Source organism: Xanthomonas sp. NCPPB 3761, assembly GCF_041475705.2.
Taxonomy (GTDB): Bacteria; Pseudomonadota; Gammaproteobacteria; order Xanthomonadales; family Xanthomonadaceae; genus Xanthomonas; species Xanthomonas phaseoli.
Window position 1 is genome coordinate 3,974,100 of the sequence record NZ_CM191262.1, and the last position, 26,211, is coordinate 4,000,310.

The following is a 26,211-nucleotide window of genomic DNA, read 5'->3' on the forward strand; positions in this document are numbered from 1 at the left end:
CCTCCTGCAGGCTTGGTGCGTTGAGGCGCCGCGCAATCGATGACTAATTGAAAGCGCTTTACGTTGGTCATTGTTGTCCGCACAGCAGGCGACCTTGCAGTGACGTATCTGCCGCATACCTGAGATGGTGGGTTGGCAGGCTTCAGGCAGCAAAGCCCAGATTAGCCGCGCGCCAACTGGGTCTTCCACTTTCTTGGCAAGTACTGCGCTGCCGGGTAGCGCTGCGATCCAAACTAACTGCAGATCAATACCTGAGCAGCTCAACGTCAGCCTACCCACAGCAGCAGAAGTTGCCCAAGCCGGAGGTACACATAAGGATCGGCAGCCATCTGCTTGGACAAAGCTGATAGTTCATCCGCAGCACCCGCCCGCCCGTCGACGGCATGCTCACTTAAGCTGCACTACCGTGCCCGCGTCCTCCATCTGAGCCTTGCATATGCCTGTCAGCTATTCGATCAGCTTGCCCGATCCCAAGCTCGCCCGTGGCAGCGCGCCCTCGGTGAGCTTCACTGCCAATGGCGCCGAGGCCTTTGCCGAGCAATTGCAGGCGGCACTGCGCGATCCGGCGTGGTTCGACCGTTGGCGCCAGCTACTGACCGATCCTGACGAGGTGGATCCCAGCCTGGGCATCACCGACCCGGCCGCCACGGTCACCGGCAAGCAGCACGACCTGCGCATCGATCTGGTCGCAACGACAAGTATTCCCGGCGACCTGTTCAAACAGCGCATGCAGGCCCTGGCTGGCTCGCACTGGGAACTGCGCGACGTTCGTTGAACGGCCATGCGCAATGTGTCGGCAGTGCTGGCATTGCACGACGCCGCCGATGGCAGAGCGGGTGCGGCAGGCCACTCGGCGGCACCTGAAGCCATGCACTGCATCGGCGCGGCACCCGCCCCTCATCCACCGGACGGCATCTCCAACGGCATACACCAAAAGCGGCATGATACGCCCAGGGTTTCCTAGACATCTCATGGCCATGGAAAATAGTCGATTCGGAGATGTCTATGAGCAGCAAGCGGTATACGGATGAGTTCAAGATCGAGGCGGTCCGGCAAGTGACGGATCGTGGGTTCAAGGTGGCAGACGTCGCCGAGCGGCTGGGTGTCACGACGCACAGCCTGTACGCCTGGCTGCGCAAGTTCGGCAAGCCCGGCGTGGTACAGCGCGCCGAGGTGGACCAGAGCGCCGAGGTTCGGCGGCTGAAGGCAGAGTTGCGTCGAGTGACCGAGGAGCGCGACATCCTAAAAAAGGCCGCCGCGTACTTTGCCAAGGGGTAAAGGCAAAGTACGCCTTCATGCAAGCCCACTGCGGGGAGTTCAGGGTGTGTGCGATGTGCCGGGTGTTGCGGGTGAACCGGGCTGGATACTACGCGTGGCTAAAGTCGCCGGACAGTGAGCGCGCCAAGGAAGACGAACGCCTGCTGGGGCTGATCAAGCACCACTGGCTGGCCAGCGGCAGTGTGTATGGGCATCGCAAGATCGCCAAGGATCTACGCGATCTGGGTGAGCGTTGCAGTCGCCATCGGGTGCATCGATTGATGCGCGCCGAGGGATTGCGTGCCCAGGTGGGCTATGGTCGCAAACCGCGCTTCCATGGAGGGATGCAGTGCAAGGCGGCGGCCAACCTGCTTGACCGACAGTTCGACGTGACCGAGCCGGACACGGCCTGGGCGAGCGATTTCACCTTCATCCGCACGCACGAAGGCTGGATGTACCTGGCTGTGGTGATCGATCTGTTTTCCAGGCAGGTCGTCGGCTGGGCGATGCGCGATCGGGCCGACACCGAGTTGGTCGTGCAGGCCTTGTTGTCTGCGGTGTGGCGGCGCAAACCCAATGCTGGTTGCTTGGTTCACTCAGACCAAGGGTCGGTCTACACCAGCGATGACTGGCAGAGTTTCCTGGCGTCCCATGGCTTGGTGTGCAGCATGAGTCGGCGTGGCAACTGCCACGACAACGCACCCGTGGAGAGCTTCTTCGGCCTGCTCAAACGCGAGCGGATCAGGCGACGAATCTATCCCACCAAGGACGCCGCACGCGCCGAGGTATTCGACTACATCGAGATGTTCTACAACCCCAACCGCCGCCACGGTTCAACTGGTGACCTGTCCCCTGTAGAGTTTGAACGGCGCTACGCGCAACGAGGGTCTTGAGTGTCTACGGAACCCTGGGCGTATCAGCACTCAACCACGCAAGGCTGCAGCATGATGCGCAATGTGCTCGCCAATAAAGCTTGCGATGAAGTAGTAGCTGTGGTCGTAGCCGGGTTGCAGCCGCACCGTCACCGGGTAGCCGGCGGATCTTGCCGCATCTTCGAACAATGCGGTTTTTAGCTGGTTTTGCAGAAATTCGTCGGCGTCGCCCTGGTCGATGAGCAGGGGCAGACGCTCCTGGGCGCCAGCGATCAATGCGGTGGCGTCGTAGGCTTTCCAGGTCGCACGGTCGTTGCCCAGATACTGGCCAAACGCCTTCTCGCCCCACGGCACCTGGCTGGGTGCCACGATTGGCGAAAACGCCGACACGCTGCGATAACGACCCGGATTCTTCAGTGCGATGGTCAACGCGCCATGCCCACCCATCGAATGGCCACTGATCGCACGCGCACCGGTGTTGGCGAAGGTCGCTTCAATCAACGCCGGTAATTCGTTCACCACGTAGTCGTACATGCGGTAGTGCGCCGCCCATGGCGCTTGCGTGGCATCTACGTAGAAGCCGGCGCCCTTGCCGATGTCGTAACCGTCCGCATCGGCCACATCCTCGCCCCGTGGGCTGGTGTCGGGCACGACCAGGATCACGCCATGTTCTGCCGCATAGCGCTGCGCGCCGGCCTTGCTGATGAAATTCTGTTCGGTACAGGTCAAACCGCTCAGCCAGTACAGCACCGGCAACGGGCCGTCGGCGGCTTGCGGCGGCAGGTAAACGCCCACCTGCATGCTGCAGTTCAAGGTGTGCGACTGATGCCGATAGACATCCTGCCAGCCGCCGAAGCAGGCGCGGTGTTCGATACGTTCCATGAGATTCCTTACGAAGAGAAAACCCTGCAGCCGGATCGCCGGCTGCAGGGTTGGACCATCAATGCAACAGACCCTTTTGGCGTGCCACATGCGCCGACAGGGCATCCATCAACGCCGGGGAGAGGCAGTCGTAGGGCGGCAACCCCAGCTCGGTCAGGCGCGTGCGTACGCCATCCATCTGTTCCGGCGGCGTGCCGGTTTCGATGATCGACGAAACGAACGCGGCAAAGCCCGGTGCCGACCACCCCTGTTGTTTCGACAACTCGGTGTGGACAAAATCCAGACCGTAGAATGCGTGGTCCTTGTTTTCGATCCGCCCATACAGATGTACGCCGCAACCGGTGCACGCGTGGCGCTGGATCGTGGCGCTTTCGTCGACGATCTTCAGCTTTTCCTGGTGCGCGGTGACCTTGACGTTGTCGCGCGGAACCACCGCCACCACCGAGAACTTCGCGCCCTCGGGTTTCCAGCATTTACTGCAACCGCACGCATGGTTATGCGCGGTCTGCGCAGACACCTCGACGGTCACCTTGTCGCTGGCGCAGTGGCATTCAAGCGTGCCGCCTCGAAAATTTTCTGCACCACTTCGCGCAACACCATTATCTACCGAAGGATGAATCGACACGTTAGTCATTACGCTCCTCCCGGAGTGTCGGGTACCACGTGCGCGGAAGCGGCCGCGCGCCGCTCCTGGCCGTCTGGTCAGAAATGGATCACGGTGCGGATCGACTTGCCCTCGTGCATCAGGTGGAAGGCCTCGTTGATCTCTTCCAACGGCATGGTGTGGGTGATGAATGGGTCCAGGTCGATCTCGCCCTTCATCGACTGCTCCACCATGCCCGGCAATTGCGTACGTCCCTTGACGCCACCGAAGGCGCTGCCACGCCACACGCGGCCAGTCACCAGTTGGAAAGGACGCGTGCTGATTTCCTGGCCGGCGCCGGCCACGCCGATGATGACGCTCTCGCCCCAGCCCTTGTGGCAGCACTCCAGCGCCGAACGCATCACGTTGACGTTGCCGATGCATTCGAAGCTGAAATCCACGCCGCCATCGGTCAACTCGACGATGACCTCCTGAATCGGCTTGTCGTAGTCCTTCGGGTTGATGCAATCGGTGGCACCCATGCTGCGCGCCAGATCGAACTTGCCCGGATTGGTGTCGATGGCCAGGATGCGCCCGGCCTTGGCCTGTACCGCGCCCTGGATCACCGCAAGACCGATGCCGCCCAGCCCGAAAACGGCAACACTCTCGCCTGGCTTGACCTTGGCCGTGTTGTGCACCGCGCCGATACCGGTGGTAACGCCGCAGCCGAGCAGGCAGACCTTCTCCAGCGGCGCCTCCGGATTGACCACCGCCAGCGAAATTTCCGGCACCACGGTGTATTCGCTGAAGGTGCTGCAGCCCATGTAGTGATAAATCGGCTCGCCGTTGTAGGAGAAGCGCGTGGTGCCGTCCGGCATCAGGCCCTTGCCCTGGGTGGCGCGCACGGCCTGGCACAGGTTGGTCTTGCCGGACAGGCAGAATTTGCACTTGCGGCATTCGGCCGTGTACAGCGGGATTACGTGATCGCCGACCTTGACGCTGGTCACGCCCTCGCCGACCGCCTCGACGATGCCGCCGCCTTCATGCCCGAGTACCGACGGGAAGATGCCTTCCGGGTCGTCGCCGGACAGCGTGAATGCATCGGTGTGGCACACGCCGGTGTGGGTGATACGGACCAGCACTTCCCCGGCTTTCGGCGGCGCGACGTCGATTTCGACGATTTCCAGCGGCTTGCCGGGTCCGAATGCGACTGCTGCACGGGATTTCATGGGATGAGGCTCCTGACGATGAGGTTCGAGGACGGGGGCGCGACACGCGCCGACCCGGTGAGAGTTTTATTTCAGGTAGGACCGGACCAGGCCGAGCAGGTCCTGCACCCGCTCGGCGCGTTGCGCATCGGATGCGGCGGCGTGCCCGAAATCTTCACGGATATGCGCTTCAAGCACCTGCGACATCAGCCCGTTCACGGCGCCCCGGATGGCGGCGATCTGCTGCAAGACCGGCGCGCAGTCTGCGCCGGCCTGCAGCGCCCGCTCCAGCGCGTCGCACTGCCCGCGCAAACGGCGCACACGTGCTAGCGCTCGCTTTTTCTCGTGCGGCGAATGCGGCATGGCAGCTCCAGCAAAATACTGGGGGGCAGTATATGGATTGTTTCGAAAAAAGCTATGGCCGGCGGCATGCCGATCGTCGTCTTGTCGAGCGCGATCACCGCCACGCGTTGGCATATGGCGCCATGCCCCGAATGCCGCTGGCGTCACGGGAATCAAGAGCCCACCTGGTGGCCGCAATGCAGCATGCACATTGCGCAGACGTGACGACACACCTCGCACGCCGCTGGCGCGCGAGGCACCCAGCGCAAGAATGGTTGCGGGCCATGGCCGCAGCACCGGCCCCTTCGATCATCCCGACCGGTGCCGACCGCTGGGGTGGCGTCCCCGCATCAGCGCCAGGGCTGGAACGGCGGCGGCGGCGGTGTCGGCGGCGCAAATCCTGCGGCATCCAGGCATTCGGCCAGCAGGTCGGGCGGCAGGTCCGGCGAAGGCCCCTGCAGGAATGGCGTTGCGATGCCTTCGGCGGTAGCGCATGCCTGCAGCGCTGCGTCGAATTCGGCATCGTCTGGCGGCAGGCCAGGCGGTTCATCTGCGGCATCCGGCGCGTCGAATGCGTCGCTATCGAAGGGTGGCGGCGGTGGCGGTGCTACGCCCCCATGCACCAGGCAGCCGTCGCCACTGCCCCGATCTTGCCGCTCCGGCGCAGCGCGGCGCGCCACGCCGGCAGGCGGCGGCATTGGGACCACATCGTGTTCCGGCGCACAAGGCGGTGACGCCTCGATGGTTCCTGCGCCCGGCGGTGGCGGTGGCGGTGGCGGCGCGCGATGCGCGTAGGGCGAAGGCGCATGAGGCGGGGCACCGCACAGGCTCGCACAACCTGCCAGGTTGAGCGCGGCGAGTATTGCAGTGGTAACGACAACGCGTGGTGCTGCGTGGACCATCGTGATCTCCCTGGCTGGATGGCACATCTGCGTATGGCATGCAGATGGCGGGCGCGGGCTGGGCCGCGCTCGTCCGGGAAGAGTTGCAGCTGACTGTGCTGCGCATTTGCCACCGCGCGCCGCGCGCCGGCGTGGATTGACGCTTGCCGGCATGTGCGGCGTCGACACAAGGCGCGTGCAACACCTGCTTCGGCTTACGCGCTGCAAGATGCCGCTGGTGCGACAGTGGCGACGCAGGTGCTGCCGCTGTCAGTTTTCGACGGCGGCCGGCGCCGCGGCGACCGCAGCGTCCACTGCATGCTCCGGTAGCGAGGCCAGCACCGCAGCGCGAAAGCGCGCGGCAAATGCCGCATCGTTGGCCTGGTAGAACGCGCGCGCATTGGCCGACAACTGGTCCAGTTGCGCCTGCGGCAATGCCAGGGCGGTTTGCACTGCCTGCGCGATGCCTGCCGCGTCCACGTAGTAATACGATGCCAGACGACGCTGACGCACCTCGGCCACCGGAATCAGCACCCCGTGCTCGGGCCTGATCAATTCGTTCATCGGCTCGCCGTCGGTCGCCAACGTCACCGCGCCCACGCTTAGCGCTTCCATCAGGTAATGCCCGAACCCTTCGGCCTCGGAGGGGCATATATGGAACAGATGCGCGTTCTGCATACGGCGCAGTTCGGCATCGTCCAGATACCCCACGCGGTGGTCGATGTTCGGGGCCACGACCGGCTTGCCGGCGGTGCGCGGGTTCTGCACCACTGTCAGCAGCGGCCACTCCGGATGCTGCTGCCAGGTATCCAGCAAGACGCGCGTGCCCTTGGCGGTACTGCGCCCGGCCAGGTGGAAGAAAGCGCGCCGACGAAACACGCGTGGGTCGTACCGATCCGGGCTGGTGAAGCCGATGAAGCGTGTGGCGCACCCAAGGCTGCGGAAGATTCGCTCGGCATGGTGGGTCTTGCACAGAACCGCATCGAAGCGCGGCAGCAATGGCAGCCACTTGGGCAGCAGCCATTCCGGGTTGGGCACCAGCAGGTTGATCTGCCCCAGCGGCAGGCAGCGCTTGTACACGCGCTCGGAAAAGATCTGCAGCGGCACCCGCCCGAACAGCATGCGGCTGGCCCACAGGCGCGCCTCGCGCCCAGTGTCGTGCAGGCGTTGACTGGTGAATCCCACTTCCTGCACCGGCACGCCGCCAGCGCGCAGCGTGTTGGCCATCAGCACCATGTCGCGGGTCAGCCCCACGCCGTTGTCGCGACTGATCACCCGCATCATTGGAAATGCCTTGTCATGCACGCACGCGCCAGTACAACGGCATAGTGTCGATGCCGTGGCTTCCTGCGCGATGTCCTGGTCTGTCATGGTGCGTTACACGTGTGCCAATGGTTGACAAATTCGATCATTATGATGCGTGCTCCAGCCCTGCAATTGCGAGCACCATGTATCCGGCAGCCACCACCTTGCGCGGGCCAAGCGCCGCGCCACAGACGATGATCCCTATGGACCTGCAACAACCCTGCGTTCTCGTGGTCGACGACGACCCGGACCTGCGCAAGCTGATCGGCGAATTTCTGAGCGCCCACGGCTACCAGGTGGATATGGCCGAAAACGTGGCGGAGATGCGCTCTGTCATGGCGCAGCGCCGCCCGGACCTCATCGTACTCGACGTGATGATGCCGGGAGAAGATGGGCTGAGTGCAGCGCGCGCCCTGGCCAGCGAGCGCGGTTCACCTGCGGTCATCATGCTCAGCGCGCTGGGTAACGACACCGACCGCATCATCGGCCTGGAAGTCGGCGCCGACGATTACCTCGCCAAGCCCTGCAATCCGCGCGAATTGCTGGCCCGGGTGCGTGCCCTGCTGCGGCGCAGCCAGGCCAGCAACGAACAGGCCGACCAGCGCGGAAACGTCTACGAATTCGCCGGCTGGCGGCTGGACGTGGTACGCCGCGACCTGCGCGACCCCACCGGCATCTTCATCAATCTGTCCGACGGCGAGTTCGCGCTGCTGCGCACCTTCGTCGAACACCCGCAGCGCGTGCTCAGCCGCGACCAGTTGCTGGACTACGCCCGTGGCCGCGACACCGACGTCTACGACCGCGCCATCGACAGCCAGATCAGCCGCCTGCGCCGCAAAATCAATGAGCGCGTCCATACCGAATTGATTCGCACCGTACGCAACGAAGGCTACATGCTCCTGCCGAGCGTCTCGCGCCTGTGAGCAAACCGGCACGGCGCGGGCTGTCGATCTTTGCGCGGACCTTTGTATTGTTGGCGGTGGCCCTGCTCACCGCCCAGGCGGTGGGCATCGCCCTGCTGGTGATGCGGACCCCCGTCTACGAGCCTCCCGTCCATCCGCCGGAAGTGGTGGCGCTGCTCTCCACCCGCATGCCGGCCGGCACCCAGACCCTGAAAGTGCACGAATCGGCGCAAGCCCCGGTGCCGCCGACAGGCCAGGTGCGCGACCCCTTCGCCGAAATGCTGCTTGCGCACTGGCTGGATGTGCCCGAACGCCAGGTGCGGTTCTATCGCAACGCCAATGATCGTGAAGGCCCGCAGCCAGACATGCTGCCGCCGCAGCGATGGTCCAACCGGGACCACGCGGGCGACGGCGGTGGCGGGGCGCACGAACGCCTTGGCACGCAGCCTCTGCCGCCGTTTCCGGACGACTGGCCGCGCGACAGCCACCCCGCTGCGCTGCCCGGCGACGGGCTGCGGCCGGACGAGTTACCCGGCGCCTGGGAAAGCGAGCGCCTGACCCCCGGCGTACCGCTGCTGGACGGGTTCACCGCCGCCCTGCAACAGTCCGATGGCCGTTGGCGTACGGTGGAATCGCCGCGTCGACGCCTCTCGGGCGAGTTCAAGACCCATGTCGTGCTGCTGTTCCTGGCCGGCCTGCTGGCCAACGTGCCACTGGCATGGTGGTTTTCGCGCGCGCTGTCGGCACCGATCAAGCGCTTTGCCGAGGCTGCCGATCGCCTGGGCCGTAATCCCGATGCCGCGGCCCTGCAACGCAGCGGCCCGCCGGAAATCGTGCGCGCGGCCGATTCGTTCAACGCGATGCAGGCGCGCCTGAACCGCCTGATCAACGAACGCACGCACATGGTCGCAGCGATCGCGCACGACTTGCGCACGCCGCTGGCGCGGCTGTCGTTTCGTCTGGATGGCCTGCAACCACCGCTGCGCGACAAGGCGCTGGCCGATATCAACGAGATGAAGGCGATGATTTCCGCAGCGCTGGACTTCATCCAGAACGACCGTCATCGCGGCGAACGCGCGCCGCTGGATCTGCGCTTGCTGGTGGAGAGCGTGGTCGACAACGCCACCGACATCGGCGCCGACGCCGAGCTGCTGCCCGGCCCGGAAATCACCCTGGACGGCGACCCGCTGGCATTGCGCCGCGCCGTCATGAATCTGCTCGAAAACGCGTTGAAATACGGCAAACGCGCCCGTCTGCAACTGCAGCGCGACGGCGAGGACGGCGTGTTGTGGATCGACGACGACGGCCCCGGCATCGATCCCACCCAGCGCGAACAATTGTTGCTGCCGTTCGTGCGTGGCGAGTCCTCGCGCAATCGCGACACCGGCGGCATCGGGCTGGGCTTGTCGGTGGCGCACAGCATCGTGCTGGCGCACGGCGGCGACCTACGTCTGGACAATCGGCCGCGTGGCGGATTGCGCGTGACCGTACGACTGCCCTGCATGCCCGAGCGACGCTGACCTGAGATGGAGTGCGGCCGGGCCGCGCAAGCGGCAACTGCGCCGATACGACCCGACACAGCTGTTCCGGCAATGGCCTTGCGCGTCTGGCTACATCGGCTGACGCGGCGACACCGGCGCCACCAGCCATCACCGACGGCCGACGACTGCCAGCGCCAACACGCGCTGGCAACCGGCCAAGGCGCGCTCAGTAAGCGAACTCGCGGAACACGCGGTCGATATCGCCGTTCCATGCGCCGTGATACAGCGCCAGCTTGCGTTCGGCAGCGGTGACGCCGCTTTCGGCGATCTCGGCGATGACATCCAGAAAGCCGGTTTCGTCCTGCCCGTCGCGGTTCAGGCGTGCGCGGCGACGCAGGCCTTCGCGTGCAATGTTGACCGCCTCCACTGCCAGATCGCGCGCGGTGCCAGTGCGGAACGGCAGGCCCAGCGCATGCTTGGGCACGCCGTCGCGCAGTGCATGCCGCTCGGTCGGGCTGAAATCCCTGACCAGGTCCCAGGCCGCATCCAGCGCGGTCTGGTCGTACAGCAGGCCGACCCAGAACGCCGACAACGCGCACAACCGATCCCAGGGGCCGGCATCGGCACCGCGCATTTCCAGATACTTCTTCAAACGCACTTCCGGAAATGCGGTGGTCATGTGGTCGGACCAATCGCGCAATGTCGGCAACGCGCCCGGCAGCGCGGGCAGCTTGCCTTGCATGAAATCGCGGAAGCTCTGCCCGCTGGCGTCGTGATACACGCCATCGCGGTAGGAAAAGTACATCGGCACATCGAGCAGGTAATCGACGTAGCGCTCGTAGCCGAAGCCGTCTTCGAACACGAAATCCAGCATGCCGGTGCGATCGGCGTCGGTGTCGGTCCAGATGTGCGAGCGGTAGCTGAGATAGCCGTTCGGCTTGCCGTCGGTGAACGGCGAATCGGCGAACAACGCGGTGGCGATCGGCTGCAGCGCCAGCGAGACGCGGAACTTCTTCACCATGTCCGCTTCGGTGGCGTAATCCAGGTTGACCTGCACCGTGCAGGTGCGCGTCATCATGTCCAGGCCGAGCGCGCCGACCTTGGGCATGTAGTTCTTCATGATCTGGTAGCGGCCCTTGGGCATCCACGGCATCTGGTCGCGACGCCACTTGGGCTGGAAGCCCATGCCCAGGAACCCGAGCTGCAACTCGCCGGCCACCTGCGCCACCTCGTCCAGATGGGTGCCGGTTTCCACGCAGGTGTGATGCAGGGTTTCCACTGCCGCGCCGGAGAGCTCCAGTTGCCCGGCCGGCTCCAGCGTCACCGATGCGCCGTCGCGCAGCAGTGCGATGGTGCGGCCGTTTTCCTGCACCGGCTCCCAGCCGAAACGGGTCAGCCCGGTCAGCAAGGCCTCGATGCCGCGTGCGCCTTCGAAGCTGGGCGCACGCAGGTCATCCAACTGGAAGCCGAACTTTTCGTGCTCGGTGCCGATCCGCCAGTCCGCACTCGGCTTCTCGCCGGAGGCCAGCACCTGGACCAGCTCCGCGCGTTCGGTGATCGGCGTTTCGGCAACGTGGCTAGGACTCGACAAGGTGTGATGCTCGCGCAAAAGGGGGAATGATCTGGGGATGGCGTGGCGCCGTCGCAAGGCCGGCACTATAGCCTGAGCGGCGTACCGCCCATATCGCCATCGGTGGTGGTGCAGCATTCCACACCTCACCACACGGACGCCGGCGAGAACAAGACGCAACCACGCTTGCTCCGCCTTGCCCGGTTAAGTTGGCGCCGTGTCCACCTGGAGCACGCACAATGCGACCCATCCATCACGAACGCCATCGCAGCGACAACGCTGGCTGGCTGCGTGCCGCCGTGCTTGGCGCCAATGACGGCATCCTCTCGGTGGCCGGCTTGCTGGTCGGCGTGGCCAGCAGCGGTGCGGCCGCAGCGGACGTGCTTGCCACCGGCATCGCCGGCTTGGTCGCCGGCGCGATGTCGATGGCTGCCGGCGAATATGTGTCGGTGCAATCGCAGGCGGACACCGAGCGTGCCGACCTGGCGCTGGAACGGCGCGAACTTCGCGATCACCCGCAGAGCGAATTGGAAGAGCTCGCTGCGATCTACTGCCAGCGCGGGCTGGATGCTGCGCTGGCACGCCAGGTCGCCGAACAATTGACCGCCCGGGATGCACTGGGAGCACATGCACGCGATGAACTCGGCATCACCGAGAGCCTGCGCGCGCGACCGCTGCAGGCCGCGCTGGCGTCGGCAGCGGCATTCTGCTGCGGCGCGGCACTTCCGCTGCTGGCCGCGCTGCTGGCGCCGGCCGCTCGCACGGCACCGGTGACCAGCCTGACCGCGTTGCTCGGTTTGGCCTTGACCGGCGCGGTAGCGGCGCGGACTGGCGGCGCCTCTGGCCTGCGCGGCGCCATCCGGGTGCTGTTCTGGGGTGCAGCGGCAATGGCCACCACCGCTGTGATCGGACACCTGTTCAACGTCCAGGTCCAAGCAGCCGCGACCGTCTCACGAATCGGTTGTGTTGCTGCCTATGCGGCGACGCACTGCCTCTGGGCGATCGGCGCAACCTGGCCGTGCCCGCTCAGTGCTCGGCCGGCGGCTCGACTGTCAAACCCAGCCAGGCACCGACAATCCCGCGCAATTCGTCCACACCCTGGCGCGACTCGCCCGAGTAGGTCTGCACGGTCACGCTGTCGCCAAAGCGCGAGGTCACTTCCTTCTTGACCTTCTGCAGGGCCTGCATCTGCTGGCCACGGCCCAGCTTGTCGGCCTTGGTCAGCAAACCATGCGCGGGCAGGCCGCGTTCGGCGGCGTAACCGAGCATCTGCAGGTCGTAGTCTTTCAGCGGGTGGCGGATATCCATCACCACCACCAGCCCGCGCAAGGCTTGGCGGGTGCGGAAATAGCGGTCGATGAAGGCCTGCCAGTGCGCCTGCAGGTCCTGCGGCACCTTGGCATAGCCGTACCCGGGCAGGTCCACCAGATACCGCTCGGGCTGGATCTGGAAGAACACCAGCTGCTGGGTGCGGCCGGGGGTCTTGGACACGCGCGCCAGCGCGTTCTGGCGGGTCAGCGCATTGAGCGCGCTGGATTTTCCGGCATTGGAGCGGCCGGCAAAGGCCACCTCGTAGCCGCCGTCGTCGGGCAATTGCCGGGCGTTGTGGGCGGACAGGTGGTAGCGGGCTTGTTCGATAAGGAGCGACATCCCCTTAGGATCGCACGTTCGAGCCTGGCAGTTTTGCTGCACTGTTCGTTGACCCTGGCGCAAAGGCGTGTCGATAATCGAAGCACGCCTGCCACTGCCAGTACCCAACGCGCGCGGGCCGGGTCCATACGGAGCTTTAGCTGATGCGCCATGCTCGTGTGCTAGTCCTCGCCGCCCTCGCCGTACCGGTCATTGCGGCCGTGGCGTTTGCGCAATCGGCAGTCACGCCGATCCCCGATCCGCCGCCGGTGCGCGTTGCGCCGCTGGAGGTGGATCTGGCCAAGACCACCTGGGGAGATGCCAAGGCCGGCCAGACCAAGGCCGCTGCCTGCGCAGCCTGCCATGGACCGGACGGCAATCCGGCAGTGGCGATGTACCCACGCATTGCCGGGCAAACCGAGCGCTACGTGGCGCATCAGGTGGCGCTGATTGCCAGCGGCGAGCGTAATACCGGGATGTCGGCGGTGATGGTGCCCTTCGTCAAGGACCTCACCGCGCAGGATATGCGCGATCTGGGCGCCTATTTCGCCACCCAGAAGGCCTCCGCCGGTGTCGCCGACGACGCGGCGATCGCCGAGGGCCCGTACCAGGGCATGAAGTTCTACGAGGTCGGCGAAAAGCTCTACCGCGGTGGCGACATCGCGCGCGGCGTGCCGGCCTGCATGGCCTGCCATGGGCCTTCGGGCGGCGGCAATCCGGGCCCGGCCTATCCGCGCCTGGGCGGACAGCACGCCGAGTACGTGGCGCGGCGCCTGAAGGAATACCAGGCCGGCACCACCCAGGAGCGCAATCCGGCGCTGTTCAATATCATGGCGCAGGTGGCGCATCCGCTGACCGAGCAGGAGATCCAGGCGCTGGCCAGCTATCTGCAAGGCCTGCATGATCGTGCCGACGACGCGGCAGCGGCGCAGCCGCCTGCAGGAGCGCCTGCACGTTCGTGAGCTGATCCCTGCCGTCGCCACACCGCTTCACGACGCCGGTCCCGCGACCGGCGTCGTCGTTTACCGCTCTCCCCCTCGCCCCCACGGAGCCCGCATGAAATTGCTTTCCCGTCTGCCCCTGCTGTTGATGTTCCTGTTGCCGCTGGTGGCCTGCGCCGCCGACAAGAAAGCCGCGCCGGTCGAAGGCGAGGACTACACCCTGATCGACGGCGGCCAGCCGTACGCCCCGCTGGCCGGCAAGGTCGAAGTGACCGAAGTCTTCGGCTATACCTGCCCGCACTGCGCGCATTTCGAACCGGTGCTGGAAGCCTGGGTGGCCAAGCAGCCGGCGTACGTACGCTTCACCCCGGTACCGGCGGCCTTTGGTGGCTTCTGGGACGCGTTTGCGCGCGCCTACTTCGCCGCCGATATCCTGGGCGTGGCCAAGCGCAGCCACCGCGCCATGTTCGAGGCCATCCATGAAAAGCAGACCGTGCCCACCCAGAACGTGGCGCCCGAAGAACTGGCCGCGTTCTACGCCACTTATGGAATCCCGCAGCAGCGCTTCATCGAGACCTACAAGAGCGAGGCGGTGGATGCCAAGCTCAAGGCCGCGCGCGAGTTCGCGCTGCGCAGCAAGATCCCCGGCACCCCGGCCATCATCGTCAATGGCCGTTACCTGATCGGCGCACGCAATTACCCGGACATGCTGCGGATTGCCGACTATTTGATCGCCCGCGAACACGCCGCGCCAGCCAAGCGCTGAACCGCATAACCGCCAGCGACGGCAACGCGTGGCATCATGCGCCCCGCGGCCGTCCGGCCCTTTTCTCGCCCCACGCTGGAGATCCAATCCGATGAAGACCCGCTTCGCCCTGACGCTGATGGCGCTGTTGCCGATCCTGGTCGCCTGCAAGGCGCAGGACGGTTCGTCCGACACCGCACCTGCCGCCACCACCCCAGCTGCCGAACCGGCGTCCGCGCCTGCTGCCGCTACCCCGGCCACCGATCCGGCCGCTCCGCCTGCAGTGGGCGAAAGCGCCACCACGCCGCCGCCTGCCGCGCCCAGCGCTGCCCCGCGCGCACCGAATGGCCCCGAGCCGGTCGCCGGCACCGACTATCTGGACATCGACGGTGGCCAGCCCTATCAGCAGGCCGCCGGCAAGATCGAAGTGGCCGAAGTCTTCGGCTACGTCTGCCCTGCCTGCAACGCGTTCCAGCCGCTGATCGGGCCGTGGAAGGCCGGCCTGCCGTCGGACGTGCATTTCGTCTATGTGCCGGCCATGTTCGGTGGCCCGTGGGACGACTACGGCCGCGCCTTCTATGCCGCCGAAACCCTGGGCGTGCAGGAAAAGACCCACGAAGCGCTGTACAAGGCCATCCACGTCGACCAGACCCTCAAGGGCGAGCGCGGCAAGGATTCGGTGCAGGACATCGCCGCGTTCTACGCCAAGTACGGCGTGGACCAGAAGACCTTCATCGACACCATGAGCAGCTTCGGCGTCTCGGCCAAGACCAACCGCGCCAAGCAGTTCGCCACCCGCAGCAAGATCACCGGCACCCCGTCGCTGATCATCAACGGCAAGTACCTGGTCAAGGGCCAGAGCTTCCCGGACATGCTGCGCATTGCCGATCACCTGATCGCGCGCGAACGCGCCACGCTGGCCAAGTGAGGCGCGCGAACGCAACGTCGTGAACGCTTCGGACTCGCGCACCCTGCGGGTGCTGACCGCCAATATCCAGGCCGGCTCCAGCACCCGCCGCTACAGCGACTATGTGACGCGCAGCTGGTCGCACGCGTTGCCGCTGGGCAGCAAGCGCACCAGCCTGGACAGCATCGCCAAGCTGGTGGGCGAACGCGACATCGTCGGCCTGCAGGAGGCCGATCCGGGTAGCCTGCGCTCGGGTTTCACCAACCAGACCCACTATCTGGCCGAGCGCGCCGGATTCGATTACTGGAGCCACCAACCCAACCGCCGCATGGGTGGGGTGGCCTCCAGCGCCAACGGTTTGTTGAGCAAGCTCGAACCGGTGGAAGTGCAGGACCATGCTCTGCCCGGCCGTATCGGCGGGCGCGGCATCCTGCTGGCGAAGTTCGGCGAAGGCCGCGATGGCCTGGCCGTGGCGGTGGCGCATTTGTCGCTGGGCGCCAATTCGCGCATGGCGCAGTTGGCCTTCATCGCCGAACTATTGTCCGACCATCCCAACGCGATGTTGATGGGCGATTTCAATTGCATGGCCGATCGACCGGAGATGCAGTCGCTCTATCGCCATACCCGTCTGCAACCGCCCAGTTGCGAGGTGCACACCTTTCCCAGCTGGCGTCCGGACCGGGCGATCGACCACATCCTGGTCAGCGACAGCCTGGTGATCGAACATACCGAAGCGATTCCGGCCGCGTTTTCAGATCATTTGGCGGTGGGCATGGATATCCGCGTGCCAAGGCAATTGCTGCGTTAAACAACCGGAAAAGTGACAACGGGTTCGCATTGGCGAACTCGACCGCTGACACCCCCTCGACACCGCCTGTGCGATAACGCAGGCGGTTTTTCGTTGGGAGCACAGCACGTGATACGCAGCGTATGAGTGCGTCGCCATGAGTGCGACAGCGCCGCAGGCCTTGCCGGTACGCACCCTGCGCCCGGTGTTCGTGCTGGCTGCCACCGTCGTATGCACGTTTGCCTTGCTGGTGTCGTTGTTTCCGCTGGAATCCGGGCGTGTGCTGCTGGATGCGCAGACCTGGGCGTCGCGCAATGTCGGCTGGTACTACCTGCTGGCGATGACGCTGTATCTGGTGTTCGTTTTAGCCACGGCCCTGTCCAGCTACGGCAACATCAAGCTGGGCGCCGATCACGACGAGCCGGAATTCAGTTATCTCTCCTGGGCCGGCATGCTGTTCGCCGCCGGCATCAGCATCACGCTGTTCTTCTTCTGCGTCTCCGAGCCGCTCACGCATTATCTGCAACCACCCCAGGGTGGCAGCGGCAACGGCGAGGCGTCCGCACGCCAGGCGATGCAGGTGCTGTTCCTGCATTGGGGCCTGCATGGTTGGGGGGTGTTCGCACTGGCCGCCATGGCCCTGGCGTATTTCGCCTTCCGCCATAACCTGCCGCTGGCATTGCGCTCGGCGTTGTATCCGCTGATCGGCAAGCGCATCAACGGGCCGATCGGTTACACCGTGGATGCGCTGGGCATCGTGGCCACCGTGTTCGGCATCGGTGCGGACATGGGCTTTGGCGTGCTGCATCTCAACGCTGGGCTGAGCACCTTGTTCGATGTGCCGCATACGCACTGGGTGCAGGTCGCGTTGATCGTGGCAATGATGGGCGCGGCCATCGTGGTGGCGGTCTCCGGCGTCGAAAAAGGCGTGCGCTGGATGTCGGACATCAACATGCTGCTGGCCATTGCGCTGTTGTTGTTCATGCTGTTCGCCGGCCCGACGCAGTACCTGCTCAATGCGCTGATGCAGAACCTGGGCGACTACCTGGGCAGCGTGGTCAACAAGAGTTTCGACGTGTACGCCTATGGTGGCCGTGCCGATTGGCTGGGCAACTGGACAGTGTTCTATTGGGCCTGGTGGATCGGCTGGGCACCCTTCGTCGGCCTGTTCATCGCGCGCATCTCGCGCGGCCGCACCATTCGCGAATTCGTGTTGGGGGTGTTGCTGATCCCGCTCGGGTTTACGCTGGCATGGCTGTCGATCTTCGGCAACAGCGCGCTGGATCAGCTGCTGCATCATGGCCAGGCCGCCTGGGCGCAGCAGGCCATCGATGCGCCGCAGACGGTGTTGTATGCGTTGCTGCAGAGTTACCCCTGGAGCCGCACGGTGATCACGGTGACGGTGGCGATCAGCTTCGTGTTCTTCGTGACCTCCGCCGATTCCGGCACGGTGGTGTTGTCCACGCTCTCCTCTCACGGCGGCGAACCGCACGACGATGGCCCGCGCTGGCTGCGGGTGTTCTGGGGCGCGCTCACTGCCGTGGTCACGGCAGGCTTGCTGCTGGCCGGCAGCATGGACGCACTGAAATCGGCGGTGGTGCTGGCGTCGCTGCCATTTTCCGCAGTGCTGCTGCTGATGGCCTGGGGCCTGTCGCGCGCACTTGGCGAAGAATCGCAGCGCAAACGCGCGCAGCTTTACAGCCCCAGCCCGTTGATCGGGCAATCGCGTCACCACGGCGGCTGGCGTCAGCGGCTGGGCCAGGCGATGCACTTCCCGGCGCGCGATGAGGTGTATCGCTTCATGCATGACCAGGTGCGGCCGGCCATCGAAGCGGTCACCGCACAGCTGCAGGAGGAAGGCTGGAAGGTCAGCAGCCGCATCGACGACGGCGACATGGAAATCAGCGTCGATCACGGCGAACAGCAGGGTTTCCGCTATCAAATCGTGATGCGCGGCTATCTCACTCCGTCGTTTGCCGCGCAGCGCTTCCGCAACCAGCGCTACTACCGCGCCGAGGTCTACCTGTACGAAGGCAGCCAGGACTACGACCTGGTGGGCTACAGCCGCGAACAGATCATCAACGACATCATCGATCAATACGAACGTCACCTGCAGTTTCTGCACCTCACCCGCTGAGGGTGCCTCGCTGCGGCGACCGTCCCACAGGAGGTTTGTCATGCCACGTTTCCCCGACCAGTTGCTGTATATCGGCGGCCGTTATGTTCCCGCCCGCGGCGGCCACACGTTCGAAGTGGTCAACCCCGCCACCGGCGAGGTGCTGGCCAACGTGCACAACGCCGGTGCCGACGACCTGGATGCGGCCGTCGATAGCGCAAAGGCAGGCCAGCAACACTGGGCGGCCCTGACGACGGTGGAGCGCTCACGCATTTTGCTGCGTGCGGTGGCGTTGCTGCGCGAGCGCAACGATGCGCTGGCCGAATTGGAAACGCTCAACACCGGCAAGCCGCTGAGCGAAACGCGTAGCGTGGACGTGGTCACCGGCGCCGACGTGCTGGAGTATTACGCCGGCGTTGCGCAGGCGCTGCAGGGCGCGCAGGTGCCCTTGCGCGATGGCAGCTTCTTCTACACGCGCCACGAACCGCTGGGCGTTGTGGGTGCGATCGGCGCATGGAATTACCCCATCCAGATCGCGTTGTGGAAAGCCGCGCCCGCCCTGGCCGCCGGCAACGCGATGATCTTCAAACCCAGCGAAGTCACCCCGCTCACCGCACTGAAACTGGCCGAAATCTTCACCGAGGCCGGCCTGCCCGATGGCGTGTTCAACGTGTTGCCCGGCGATGGTGCCAGCGTGGGCACGGCGCTCACCGAGCACCCGCAGATCGAAAAGATCAGCTTCACCGGCGGCACCGCCACCGGCCGCAAAGTGATGGCCAGCGCATCGAGTTCGTCGCTGAAGGAGGTGACCATGGAGCTGGGCGGCAAGTCGCCGCTGATCGTCTGCGCCGATGCCGACCTGGACCTGGCGGCCGACATCGCCATGATGGCCAACTTCTACAGCTCCGGGCAGGTGTGCACCAACGGCACGCGCGTGTTCGTGCCGCGCGCCTTGCGTCACGCATTCGAAGCGCGCCTGCTGGCACGCGTGCAACGGATCCATATCGGCGACCCGCTCGATGAGCGCACCACCTTCGGTCCGCTGGTCAGCGCCGCGCATATGCAGCGCGTGCTGGAGCATATCGAACAGGGCAAGGCCGAAGGCGCGCGTCTGCTGTGCGGCGGCGAGCGCCTGCAAGACGGCGCCTTGGCGCAGGGCTATTACGTGGCGCCGACCATCTTCAGCGATTGCACCGATGTGATGACCATCGTGCGCGAGGAAATCTTCGGGCCGGTTTTAAGCCTGCTCACCTACGACGATGAAGACGAAGCGGTGACGCGCGCCAATGCCACCACGTATGGTCTGGCGGCAGGCGTGGTCACGCCGGACCTGGCGCGTGCACATCGTCTGATCCATCGCCTGGAAGCGGGCATCTGCTGGGTCAACACCTGGGGCGAGTCGCCGGCACCGATGCCGGTGGGTGGCTACAAGCAGTCGGGCGTGGGTCGCGAAAACGGCCTGGCGACCCTGCAGGCCTACACGCGCACCAAATCGGTCCAGATCGAACTGGAACGCTACGCGTCGGTGTTCTGACGGCGGGGAGCCAGCGCAGGCAAGCGCGGTGGCACCGACGCGCCGCGATCGCTCCCCCGGAGCCTGCCTGGGTCAGTCCCATACGCCTTGATCGCCACCGCACCGCTAACGCATCAGGAGAACACCATGCAACGCGAATACGACTACATCATCATCGGTGCCGGCTCGGCAGGCAACGTGCTGGCGGCACGCCTGACCGAAGATCCCGGTGTGACCGTCCTGCTGCTCGAAGCCGGCGGGCCGGATTACCGCCTGGATTTCCGGACGCAGATGCCGGCCGCATTGGCCTTTCCATTGCAGGGGCGTCGCTACAACTGGGCCTACGAAACCGAGCCGGAACCCTACATGGACAACCGGCGCATGGAATGCGGCCGCGGCAAGGGTCTGGGCGGTTCGTCGCTGATCAATGGCATGTGCTACATCCGCGGCAATGCACTGGACTTCGATCATTGGGCCAAGCGTCCCGGCCTGGAGGACTGGAGCTACCGCGACGTCCTGCCGTACTTCCGCAAGGCAGAGACGCGCGACATCGGCGCCAACGACTATCACGGCGGCGACGGCCCGGTGAGCGTGGCAACGCCAAAGAACGACAACAACGTGTTGTTCCATGCCATGGTCGAGGCAGGCGTACAGGCAGGCTACCCGCGCACCGACGATCTCAATGGTTACCAGCAGGAAGGCTTCGGACCGATGGACCGCACGGTGACACCACGCGGGCGCCGCGCCAGCACCGCGCGCGGCTACCTGGACATGGCCAAGCCACGCGATGGCCTGCATATCGTCACCCACGCCACCACCGACCGCATTTTGTTCGCAGGCAAGCGTGCCATCGGCGTGCATTACCTGGTGGGCAACAGCAGCGAGGGAATCGATGCGCACGCACGCCGCGAAGTGCTGGTGTGCGCCGGTGCGATCGCCTCGCCGCAGCTGCTGCAACGCTCCGGCGTGGGCGCGCCCGATCTGCTGCGCGCACTCGATGTGCAGCTGGTGCACGACCTGCCCGGTGTCGGCCAGAACCTGCAGGATCATCTGGAGGTGTATATCCAGTATGCGTGCACCAAACCGGTCTCGCTGTATCCGGCACTGCAATGGTGGAACCAGCCGGCGATCGGCGCGGAATGGTTGTTCGCTGGCACCGGCACCGGCGCCAGCAATCAGTTCGAAGCCGGCGGCTTCATCCGCACGCGCGAGGAATTCGACTGGCCCAACATCCAGTACCACTTCCTGCCGGTGGCCATCAATTACAACGGCAGCAATGCCGTCAAGGAGCACGGCTTCCAAGCGCACGTCGGCTCGATGCGCACCCCCAGCCGCGGGCGTGTGCACGCCAAATCGCGCGACCCGCGCCAGCATCCTTCGATCCTGTTCAACTACCAATCCACCGACCAGGACTGGCAGGAATTCCGCGATGCGATCCGCATCACCCGCGAGATCATCGCGCAGCCGGCGCTAGACCCCTACCGCGGCCGCGAGATCAGCCCCAGCGCGGACTGCAAGACCGATGCGGAGCTGGACGCATTCGTCCGCTCCCGCGCAGAAACCGCCTATCACCCTTCCTGCTCGTGCGCGATGGGCACCGACGACATGGCGGTTGTCGACGGCCAGGGCCGCGTGCACGGCATGGAGGGCCTGCGCGTGATCGACGCCTCGATCATGCCGCGCATCATCACCGGCAACCTCAACGCCACCACCATCATGATTGCCGAGAAAATCGCCGACCGCATGCGCGGCCGCACCCCATTGCCGCGCAGTACCGCCGATTACTACATTGCCGGCGATGCCCCTGTGCGCGGGTGACTCCTCCAGTGACTCAGAACCGCGCTGTCCATTCCCTTAGCCTTAAATAAGAGCAGCTTGTACATCGAAAGCAGACGGATCAAGCGCCACACAAGCAGTTCTCCAACTGCACGATGCAACGCCACCATCTCCCCGGAACCCATCCACCTCCACCTGAAACGCACAACGCCCGCATCACTGCGGGCGTTGTGCAACTGCGTGCAGCGCTGCATGAGAGCCTGCAACCGGTGGCGGTCAGAGCTTGCCGGCGCCTGCCTTGGCCTTGACGTCTGCAGCGACCTTGTCGGCCGAGAGCAGGTTGTAGGTATACGGCGGCGTCCAGCCGATGTTGGTATTCCACGAGCACGACAGCGCCTTGCCATTGAGCAACGAACCCTGATCGCGATACACGCTGCCACCGTAGTCGGCAGCGATCTTGTCGCAGCTACTCACGCCGCTGATCTCGAACACGTTGCGCTCGGAGAAGATCTTCGACTCCTTGCCTACGCCATGCGCGTAGGAGAACGGATAGACCGTATTGCTGGTGCTGCCGACGTGGTAGTTGTTGTACAGATGCACCTGACCGAAGCGCACGCGCGGAGCGCGCGCAGAAATGTTTTCGAACAGGGTGTTGTGAATGGTGACCTTGAGCTTGCCGCTGTCGGTGCTGGAGGCGCTGTCGCTGGAGCCGATCAGGTTCTTCTCGTGCGACTTGAAGGCCGAGTACGAGACGGTGACGAAATTGGCGCCTTTCTTGATGTCCATCGCGCCATCGTGGTGCTGTTTCGGACGGCCATTTGCGGTGCCGTTCTGATCGTCGGTACGGCGGCCATCGGTGAAGGTGACATGGTCCACCCACACGTTGCTGGCGCCTTCCACGGTCAGGCCGTCGTACTCCGCATTCCAGTTGCCGGCACTGCCATCATCCGGGTCCCAGACCGGGGGCGTGTCCTAGATTTTGTGTAACCGGGCCACAGGCAGGAGACTGCCACCTAACCCGGAGACACCATGAGCCCACGCACACATGAGGTACCCGACGAGCTGCTTAGCAGCCTGTTGGTCAACTACACCAAACCCGAGGATCTGATCGGCGAGAACGGCCTGCTCAAGCAGCTGACCAAGCGGTTGGTGGAGCGGGCGCTGGACGCGGAGATGACCGAACACCTCGGTCATGACAAGCATGAGCCGGTCGCCAACGCGGCCGGCAACACGCGCAACGGACGCAGCCGCAAGACGCTCAAGGGCGAGTTCGGCGAGCTGCCGATCGAGATTCCGCGTGATCGCCACGGCAGCTTCGCGCCACAGCTGATCCCCAAGCACCAGACCCGCTGGGCCGGCTTCGATGACAAGATCTTGTCGTTGTACGCGCGCGGCATGACCGTGCGCGAGATCCAGTCGCACCTGGAGGAGATGTACGGCACCGAGGTGTCGCCGAGTCTGATTTCCTCAGTCACCGATGCGGTCGTCGAGGAGGTCAAGGCGTGGCAGGCGCGGCCACTGGATCCGGTCTATCCGATCGTCTATCTGGACTGCATCCACGTCAAAGTGCGCGAGGGCGCGGTGCGGGTCAAGGCGGTGTACCTGGCCATCGGCATCACCATGGGCGGCGAGAAGGAAGTGCTGGGCCTATGGCTGGCGCAGGCCGAGGGTGCCAAGTTTTGGCTGCAAGTCGTGACGGAGCTACGCAACCGCGGGGTGCAGGACATCTTCATTGCCTGCGTCGATGGCCTGAAGGGGTTTCCCGAGGCGATCGAGGCGGTGTTCCCGCAGACCACCGTGCAGCTGTGCATCGTGCACATGGTGCGGCACAGCCTGAACTACGTCTCGTGGAAACGCCGCGCCGAGGTTGCCGCCGATCTCAAGCGCATTTACGCCTGCGCCACCGTCGAGGAGGCCGAGCAGGCACTGACCGAGTTCGAGGCCAAGTGGGACGCCCAGTACCCGCCCATCAGCCAGTCATGGCGGCGCAATTGGTCACGACTGATCCCGTTCTTCGACTACCCACCGGAGATCCGCAAGGTGATCTATACGACCAACGCCATCGAGTCGGTCAACATGAGCCTGCGCAAGCTGACCAAGAACCGCGGCGCGTTCCCCAGCGACGAAGCCTTGATGAAACTGTTCTACCTGGCTCTGCGCAACATCACCAAGAAATGGACGCTGCCGATCCGCGACTGGAAGGCTGCGCTGAACCGCTTTACGATCCAGTTCGAGGGGCGACTTCCTCAGCGGTAACCCAAACCACGGTTACACAAAATTCTGCACACGCTCCAGACCGGTTCCGGGTCCCATGGATTTTCGATGGTGATATTGCGGATGATGACGTCGTTGGCCTTGACGTAAAAATAGCCTTCGCGAATTTCCGCGTTGCTGGTGATGCCGATCAGCGTGGTCTTGGTGGGCACGTCCAGACGCGCGCGCGTCTTCATGTCCGAGGTTTTGGTGTAAGGCTTTGCTTCGCTGATGTCGATGATGCCGCTGACCTTGATGATGCGCCCGTTGCTTCCGACGCTTGCGCTCAATGCTGCTTTCAATTCGGCGGCGTTCTTGACGGTGTAGATATTGGCGGCAGCCGCTTTGGAGCCGCCCTTGGTGCCGCCGTTCTGGGTCGCCCAGCCCGTGGTTGCAACCTCCAACGCCGCATCGGCATAGGCAACGCCGGTGAGCAGCAACGACCCAACGAACAGCGACGCGGCGGCCGCCGTCGAAAATTTCGGCTTCATCTTGATCTCTCCCTCGAATGGGTTCGATGCGCCGCGCTGCGGCGCACCCCTGGTCCAGCAGAAGCGGAACGTATTATTCAGATATGGAATATTCGATTCCGCGACACCGATACTAGGAGCGTTGCAACCGCTTGTATCTAGACGCTTTTCGGATATGCATGCGTAATCACGCAAACGCTTGCGAGACACAAAAGAAGAGACAAAACGTTGCGATCAGGACACGCAGAGACAGCGCAAGGACACTGCAACGCAGCATGATTGCGTGTCACACCATGTCGGGGTAATCCGCGAGAACGCACGCCACCATTCAAATACATGTGTTTTTTGGCGTGCCAGTCGTTGCATCGCATTGCCGCGCCGCGGCATTCAACACAAAAGCGCCGCCCGCATACGACCGGAACAACGCAAAAGCGCCTATCGGTCTATGGCGAAACATTCGCCACCTCGCAGACGGGCGCGTCGGCCCACGTTGTACGCAAGGCGCAAGCCCCTCGCTCCAATGTGGCCGGCATGACGCATGACCACGTTGAGATCGATTGCACAGGCGCAGCATCATTTGGACGCCACGCTTCTGATGCGCATGGGTCAGCGCCGCCATCGACCGATCCGGCGACCGTTTCGCTGCGGCCTCACCAAGCCGCTCGGTAGAGCAAGGCGAGCTCGTTGGGCAAGCGTGATACCAAACGTTCCATGCGCAGGTGCATCATGCAGTCGCTCAGCACAAGCATCGAATCGCAGACCATCAGCGCCGGCATCCAGGGCAGCAACTGCATGCCGCAGCAACGCCAACCGGCACGCATCCTCAAAGATGCGTGGGTGCGCTCAGGAAAATCCTTCGAAGAACAACTCGATCGCCATCACCAAGGCGTCTTCGCGCCCGGTGTGGGATGGGTAGTAGCGCGGGCGCCGGCCGATTTCGTTGAAGCCTTCGGAGTGGTACAGCGCGATGGCCGAGGGGTTGGACGGGCGCACCTCCAGAAACGCGCGCCGCGCACCGCGATCGCAGGCGCCCTTGATCAGCGCGCGCAGCAACACGCGACCGTGGCCTTGCGATTGCGCCTCCGGTGCGATGCAGACGTTGAGCACGTGCGCCTCGTCGGCGGCGATGCTGATCACGCCATAGCCGATGACCCGGCCGCCCTGCTCCATCACCCAGCCGGGATATCCGGCCTGCAGGCAATCGCGAAAGATGTTGCGCGTCCACGGAAACGGATAGGCGCGCAGCTCGATCTCCATCACCGCATCCAGGTCACTCTCGCGCATTGCGCGCAGCGAGGTGGGTTGCGGCGCATTCAATGCGCTCACGCCGGGTCCCGGCGCCGACGCAGCGCGCGCAGCTGCGGCCACAGCGCACGCTTGGCGGCCGGATTGCCGCGCAGTTCCGCCAGCGGCCAGGATGCCATCAAGGCCTGGGTCGCAGGATCGCCCGGATTGCAGCCGGATGCGCGCAGCAAAGCCATCTGCAGGCGATCCGGCATGCCGACACGACTGCGCCGTTGCGGCACCGGCGCTGGCGCAGTGCTGGGCGCACGTGGCGCTTCGGCCGGTGCCGCCGGTGCATTCCGCCGCGCGACGGGCGCATTGGCCGTTGCAGGTTGCAGCGCACGCTCCACACGCGCCGGCGCGGCCATCGGTGCGCGCTCGGCAATCTCGACAGGCGCGGGCAACGCATCGACCGCATCGCGATCCAGATACACGGTATGCCCCAATGCCTGCAGATACGACACCTGCAGATCGGACCACATCGGCTCGCTCATCGAGTCGCTCACG

At 64.7% G+C, this 26,211-nt stretch carries 23 protein-coding genes and 4 pseudogenes; 14 read left to right on the forward strand and 13 right to left on the reverse strand.

Translation table 11 applies throughout. From position 1 onward, the window contains the following. Positions 1 to 436 precede the first annotated feature (436 nt). The 3 genes and pseudogenes from ACCQ00_RS17185 (at position 437) to ACCQ00_RS17195 (ending at position 2,150) form a co-directional block, all read left to right on the forward strand. Positions 437 to 775, forward strand: coding sequence for a hypothetical protein (locus tag ACCQ00_RS17185; protein WP_039575660.1), 339 nt, complete (start codon positions 437 to 439; stop codon positions 773 to 775). Positions 776 to 1,005: 230 nt separating this feature from the next. Further along, positions 1,006 to 1,155: pseudogene (locus tag ACCQ00_RS17190) on the forward strand (transposase); the annotation flags it as partial. Next, complete coding sequence (locus ACCQ00_RS17195) at positions 1,128 to 2,150, forward strand: IS3 family transposase (RefSeq protein ID WP_236493351.1); 1,023 nt, start codon at positions 1,128 to 1,130, stop codon at positions 2,148 to 2,150. The pseudogene ACCQ00_RS17190 and the gene ACCQ00_RS17195, both read left to right, overlap by 28 nt. Positions 2,151 to 2,180: 30 nt before the next feature. Here the strand turns inward: ACCQ00_RS17195 and fghA are convergent, their stop codons facing one another. From fghA to ACCQ00_RS17225, 6 genes are all read right to left on the reverse strand, one after another. Then, a complete protein-coding gene (gene fghA, locus ACCQ00_RS17200; protein WP_039573184.1) occupies positions 2,181 to 3,011 on the reverse strand; it encodes an S-formylglutathione hydrolase in 831 nt (276 codons plus the stop codon). A gap of 58 nt (positions 3,012 to 3,069) precedes the next feature. Beyond that, the gene (gfa, locus tag ACCQ00_RS17205) at positions 3,070 to 3,645 is read right to left on the reverse strand and encodes an S-(hydroxymethyl)glutathione synthase (protein ID WP_039573181.1); all 576 of its coding nucleotides are present in this window, start codon (positions 3,643 to 3,645) and stop codon (positions 3,070 to 3,072) included. Between the two features lie 68 nt (positions 3,646 to 3,713). Beyond that, the gene (locus tag ACCQ00_RS17210; RefSeq protein WP_008576768.1) at positions 3,714 to 4,823 is read right to left on the reverse strand and encodes an S-(hydroxymethyl)glutathione dehydrogenase/class III alcohol dehydrogenase; all 1,110 of its coding nucleotides are present in this window, start codon (positions 4,821 to 4,823) and stop codon (positions 3,714 to 3,716) included. Between the two features lie 66 nt (positions 4,824 to 4,889). Beyond that, entirely contained in the window at positions 4,890 to 5,165 is a 276-nt protein-coding gene (locus tag ACCQ00_RS17215; protein ID WP_005911021.1) for a metal/formaldehyde-sensitive transcriptional repressor, read from the reverse strand. Between the two features lie 329 nt (positions 5,166 to 5,494). After that, positions 5,495 to 5,842 carry a hypothetical protein gene (locus ACCQ00_RS17220; protein ID WP_039573178.1) on the reverse strand — a complete coding sequence of 116 codons (348 nt, stop codon included), beginning with the start codon at positions 5,840 to 5,842 and terminating at the stop codon, positions 5,495 to 5,497. A 453-nt stretch (positions 5,843 to 6,295) separates the two neighbouring features. After that, positions 6,296 to 7,396: a glycosyltransferase gene (locus ACCQ00_RS17225; protein WP_039573174.1), complete on the reverse strand. Its 1,101-nt coding sequence runs from the start codon at positions 7,394 to 7,396 to the stop codon at positions 6,296 to 6,298. A 137-nt stretch (positions 7,397 to 7,533) separates the two neighbouring features. On the opposite strand from ACCQ00_RS17225, the gene ACCQ00_RS17230 reads away from it, so the two are divergent. Then, on the forward strand, positions 7,534 to 8,253 hold the full coding sequence (locus ACCQ00_RS17230; protein ID WP_011050505.1) for a response regulator: 720 nt from the start codon (positions 7,534 to 7,536) through the stop codon (positions 8,251 to 8,253). Beyond that, entirely contained in the window at positions 8,250 to 9,752 is a 1,503-nt protein-coding gene (locus ACCQ00_RS17235) for an ATP-binding protein (RefSeq protein WP_022558276.1), read from the forward strand. The genes ACCQ00_RS17230 and ACCQ00_RS17235 overlap by 4 nt, the downstream gene beginning before the upstream one ends. A 187-nt stretch (positions 9,753 to 9,939) precedes the next feature. On the opposite strand, the gene ACCQ00_RS17240 is transcribed toward ACCQ00_RS17235, so the two are convergent. After that, a complete protein-coding gene (locus tag ACCQ00_RS17240; RefSeq protein ID WP_039573168.1) occupies positions 9,940 to 11,322 on the reverse strand; it encodes a glutamate--cysteine ligase in 1,383 nt (460 codons plus the stop codon). 200 nt (positions 11,323 to 11,522) lie between these two features. Between ACCQ00_RS17240 and ACCQ00_RS17245 the strand changes: the two are divergent. Then, a pseudogene (locus ACCQ00_RS17245) lies at positions 11,523 to 12,215 on the forward strand (VIT1/CCC1 transporter family protein); the annotation flags it as partial. 94 nt (positions 12,216 to 12,309) lie between these two features. Here the strand turns inward: ACCQ00_RS17245 and yihA are convergent. Beyond that, positions 12,310 to 12,933 (reverse strand): ribosome biogenesis GTP-binding protein YihA/YsxC, encoded by a 624-nt coding sequence (gene yihA / locus ACCQ00_RS17250; protein ID WP_039573162.1) that lies wholly within the window; start codon positions 12,931 to 12,933, stop codon positions 12,310 to 12,312. A gap of 143 nt (positions 12,934 to 13,076) precedes the next feature. Here yihA and ACCQ00_RS17255 point away from each other — a divergent pair, with 143 nt between their 5' ends. The 7 genes from ACCQ00_RS17255 (at position 13,077) to betA (ending at position 21,739) form a co-directional block, all read left to right on the forward strand. Continuing rightward, the gene (locus ACCQ00_RS17255) at positions 13,077 to 13,874 is read left to right on the forward strand and encodes a c-type cytochrome (protein ID WP_007968623.1); all 798 of its coding nucleotides are present in this window, start codon (positions 13,077 to 13,079) and stop codon (positions 13,872 to 13,874) included. A gap of 94 nt (positions 13,875 to 13,968) precedes the next feature. Then, entirely contained in the window at positions 13,969 to 14,619 is a 651-nt protein-coding gene (locus ACCQ00_RS17260; RefSeq protein ID WP_017156698.1) for a thiol:disulfide interchange protein DsbA/DsbL, read from the forward strand. Positions 14,620 to 14,710: 91 nt separating this feature from the next. Beyond that, positions 14,711 to 15,526 (forward strand): thiol:disulfide interchange protein DsbA/DsbL, encoded by an 816-nt coding sequence (locus ACCQ00_RS17265; RefSeq protein ID WP_017156697.1) that lies wholly within the window; start codon positions 14,711 to 14,713, stop codon positions 15,524 to 15,526. Between the two features lie 49 nt (positions 15,527 to 15,575). Then, complete coding sequence (locus tag ACCQ00_RS17270; RefSeq protein ID WP_010377815.1) at positions 15,576 to 16,313, forward strand: endonuclease/exonuclease/phosphatase family protein; 738 nt, start codon at positions 15,576 to 15,578, stop codon at positions 16,311 to 16,313. Positions 16,314 to 16,449: 136 nt separating this feature from the next. Next, complete coding sequence (gene betT, locus ACCQ00_RS17275; RefSeq protein WP_039573158.1) at positions 16,450 to 18,429, forward strand: choline BCCT transporter BetT; 1,980 nt, start codon at positions 16,450 to 16,452, stop codon at positions 18,427 to 18,429. A 40-nt stretch (positions 18,430 to 18,469) separates the two neighbouring features. Further along, positions 18,470 to 19,942 (forward strand): betaine-aldehyde dehydrogenase, encoded by a 1,473-nt coding sequence (gene betB, locus ACCQ00_RS17280; RefSeq protein ID WP_039573156.1) that lies wholly within the window; start codon positions 18,470 to 18,472, stop codon positions 19,940 to 19,942. Between the two features lie 126 nt (positions 19,943 to 20,068). Further along, complete coding sequence (gene betA, locus ACCQ00_RS17285; protein ID WP_017156694.1) at positions 20,069 to 21,739, forward strand: choline dehydrogenase; 1,671 nt, start codon at positions 20,069 to 20,071, stop codon at positions 21,737 to 21,739. Positions 21,740 to 21,973: 234 nt separating this feature from the next. On the opposite strand, the pseudogene ACCQ00_RS17290 reads toward betA, so the two are convergent. Beyond that, positions 21,974 to 22,669: pseudogene (locus ACCQ00_RS17290) on the reverse strand (pectate lyase family protein); the annotation flags it as partial. Between the two features lie 57 nt (positions 22,670 to 22,726). Between ACCQ00_RS17290 and ACCQ00_RS17295 the strand changes: the two are divergent. Continuing rightward, positions 22,727 to 23,953, forward strand: a complete 1,227-nt coding sequence (locus ACCQ00_RS17295) for an IS256-like element ISXax1 family transposase (protein WP_011345585.1) — start codon at positions 22,727 to 22,729, stop codon at positions 23,951 to 23,953. Positions 23,954 to 23,988: 35 nt separating this feature from the next. Here ACCQ00_RS17295 and ACCQ00_RS17300 read toward each other — a convergent pair. From ACCQ00_RS17300 to ACCQ00_RS17315, 4 genes and pseudogenes are all read right to left on the reverse strand, one after another. After that, a pseudogene (locus ACCQ00_RS17300) lies at positions 23,989 to 24,441 on the reverse strand (pectate lyase family protein); the annotation flags it as partial. Between the two features lie 629 nt (positions 24,442 to 25,070). Continuing rightward, positions 25,071 to 25,214: a hypothetical protein gene (locus tag ACCQ00_RS17305; protein WP_157838192.1), complete on the reverse strand. Its 144-nt coding sequence runs from the start codon at positions 25,212 to 25,214 to the stop codon at positions 25,071 to 25,073. Positions 25,215 to 25,263: 49 nt separating this feature from the next. Further along, positions 25,264 to 25,746 carry a ribosomal protein S18-alanine N-acetyltransferase gene (gene rimI, locus ACCQ00_RS17310; protein ID WP_007964194.1) on the reverse strand — a complete coding sequence of 161 codons (483 nt, stop codon included), beginning with the start codon at positions 25,744 to 25,746 and terminating at the stop codon, positions 25,264 to 25,266. After that, on the reverse strand, positions 25,743 to 26,198 hold the full coding sequence (locus ACCQ00_RS17315; RefSeq protein ID WP_007964195.1) for a hypothetical protein: 456 nt from the start codon (positions 26,196 to 26,198) through the stop codon (positions 25,743 to 25,745). Before ACCQ00_RS17315 ends, rimI begins: the two co-directional genes overlap by 4 nt. Between the last annotated feature and the right edge of the window lie 13 nt (positions 26,199 to 26,211).

Excerpts from the sequence above, each read along its gene's own strand:
- betB (WP_039573156.1), top strand. The coding sequence starts at position 18,470 with ATGCCACGTTTCCCCGACCAGTTGCTGTATATCGGCGGCCGTTATGTT.
- fghA (WP_039573184.1), bottom strand. The coding sequence starts at position 3,011 with ATGGAACGTATCGAACACCGCGCCTGCTTCGGCGGCTGGCAGGATGTC.
- yihA (WP_039573162.1), bottom strand. The coding sequence starts at position 12,933 with ATGTCGCTCCTTATCGAACAAGCCCGCTACCACCTGTCCGCCCACAAC.
- ACCQ00_RS17305 (WP_157838192.1), bottom strand. The coding sequence starts at position 25,214 with ATGCAGTTGCTGCCCTGGATGCCGGCGCTGATGGTCTGCGATTCGATG.
- ACCQ00_RS17185 (WP_039575660.1), top strand. The coding sequence starts at position 437 with ATGCCTGTCAGCTATTCGATCAGCTTGCCCGATCCCAAGCTCGCCCGT.
- ACCQ00_RS17230 (WP_011050505.1), top strand. The coding sequence starts at position 7,534 with ATGGACCTGCAACAACCCTGCGTTCTCGTGGTCGACGACGACCCGGAC.
- ACCQ00_RS17225 (WP_039573174.1), bottom strand. The coding sequence starts at position 7,396 with ATGACAGACCAGGACATCGCGCAGGAAGCCACGGCATCGACACTATGC.
- ACCQ00_RS17295 (WP_011345585.1), top strand. The coding sequence starts at position 22,727 with ATGAGCCCACGCACACATGAGGTACCCGACGAGCTGCTTAGCAGCCTG.
- ACCQ00_RS17265 (WP_017156697.1), top strand. The coding sequence starts at position 14,711 with ATGAAGACCCGCTTCGCCCTGACGCTGATGGCGCTGTTGCCGATCCTG.
- gfa (WP_039573181.1), bottom strand. The coding sequence starts at position 3,645 with ATGACTAACGTGTCGATTCATCCTTCGGTAGATAATGGTGTTGCGCGA.
- ACCQ00_RS17220 (WP_039573178.1), bottom strand. The coding sequence starts at position 5,842 with ATGCCGCCGCCTGCCGGCGTGGCGCGCCGCGCTGCGCCGGAGCGGCAA.
- ACCQ00_RS17255 (WP_007968623.1), top strand. The coding sequence starts at position 13,077 with ATGCGCCATGCTCGTGTGCTAGTCCTCGCCGCCCTCGCCGTACCGGTC.
- ACCQ00_RS17215 (WP_005911021.1), bottom strand. The coding sequence starts at position 5,165 with ATGCCGCATTCGCCGCACGAGAAAAAGCGAGCGCTAGCACGTGTGCGC.
- betA (WP_017156694.1), top strand. The coding sequence starts at position 20,069 with ATGCAACGCGAATACGACTACATCATCATCGGTGCCGGCTCGGCAGGC.
- ACCQ00_RS17260 (WP_017156698.1), top strand. The coding sequence starts at position 13,969 with ATGAAATTGCTTTCCCGTCTGCCCCTGCTGTTGATGTTCCTGTTGCCG.
- betT (WP_039573158.1), top strand. The coding sequence starts at position 16,450 with ATGAGTGCGACAGCGCCGCAGGCCTTGCCGGTACGCACCCTGCGCCCG.
- ACCQ00_RS17315 (WP_007964195.1), bottom strand. The coding sequence starts at position 26,198 with ATGAGCGAGCCGATGTGGTCCGATCTGCAGGTGTCGTATCTGCAGGCA.
- ACCQ00_RS17210 (WP_008576768.1), bottom strand. The coding sequence starts at position 4,823 with ATGAAATCCCGTGCAGCAGTCGCATTCGGACCCGGCAAGCCGCTGGAA.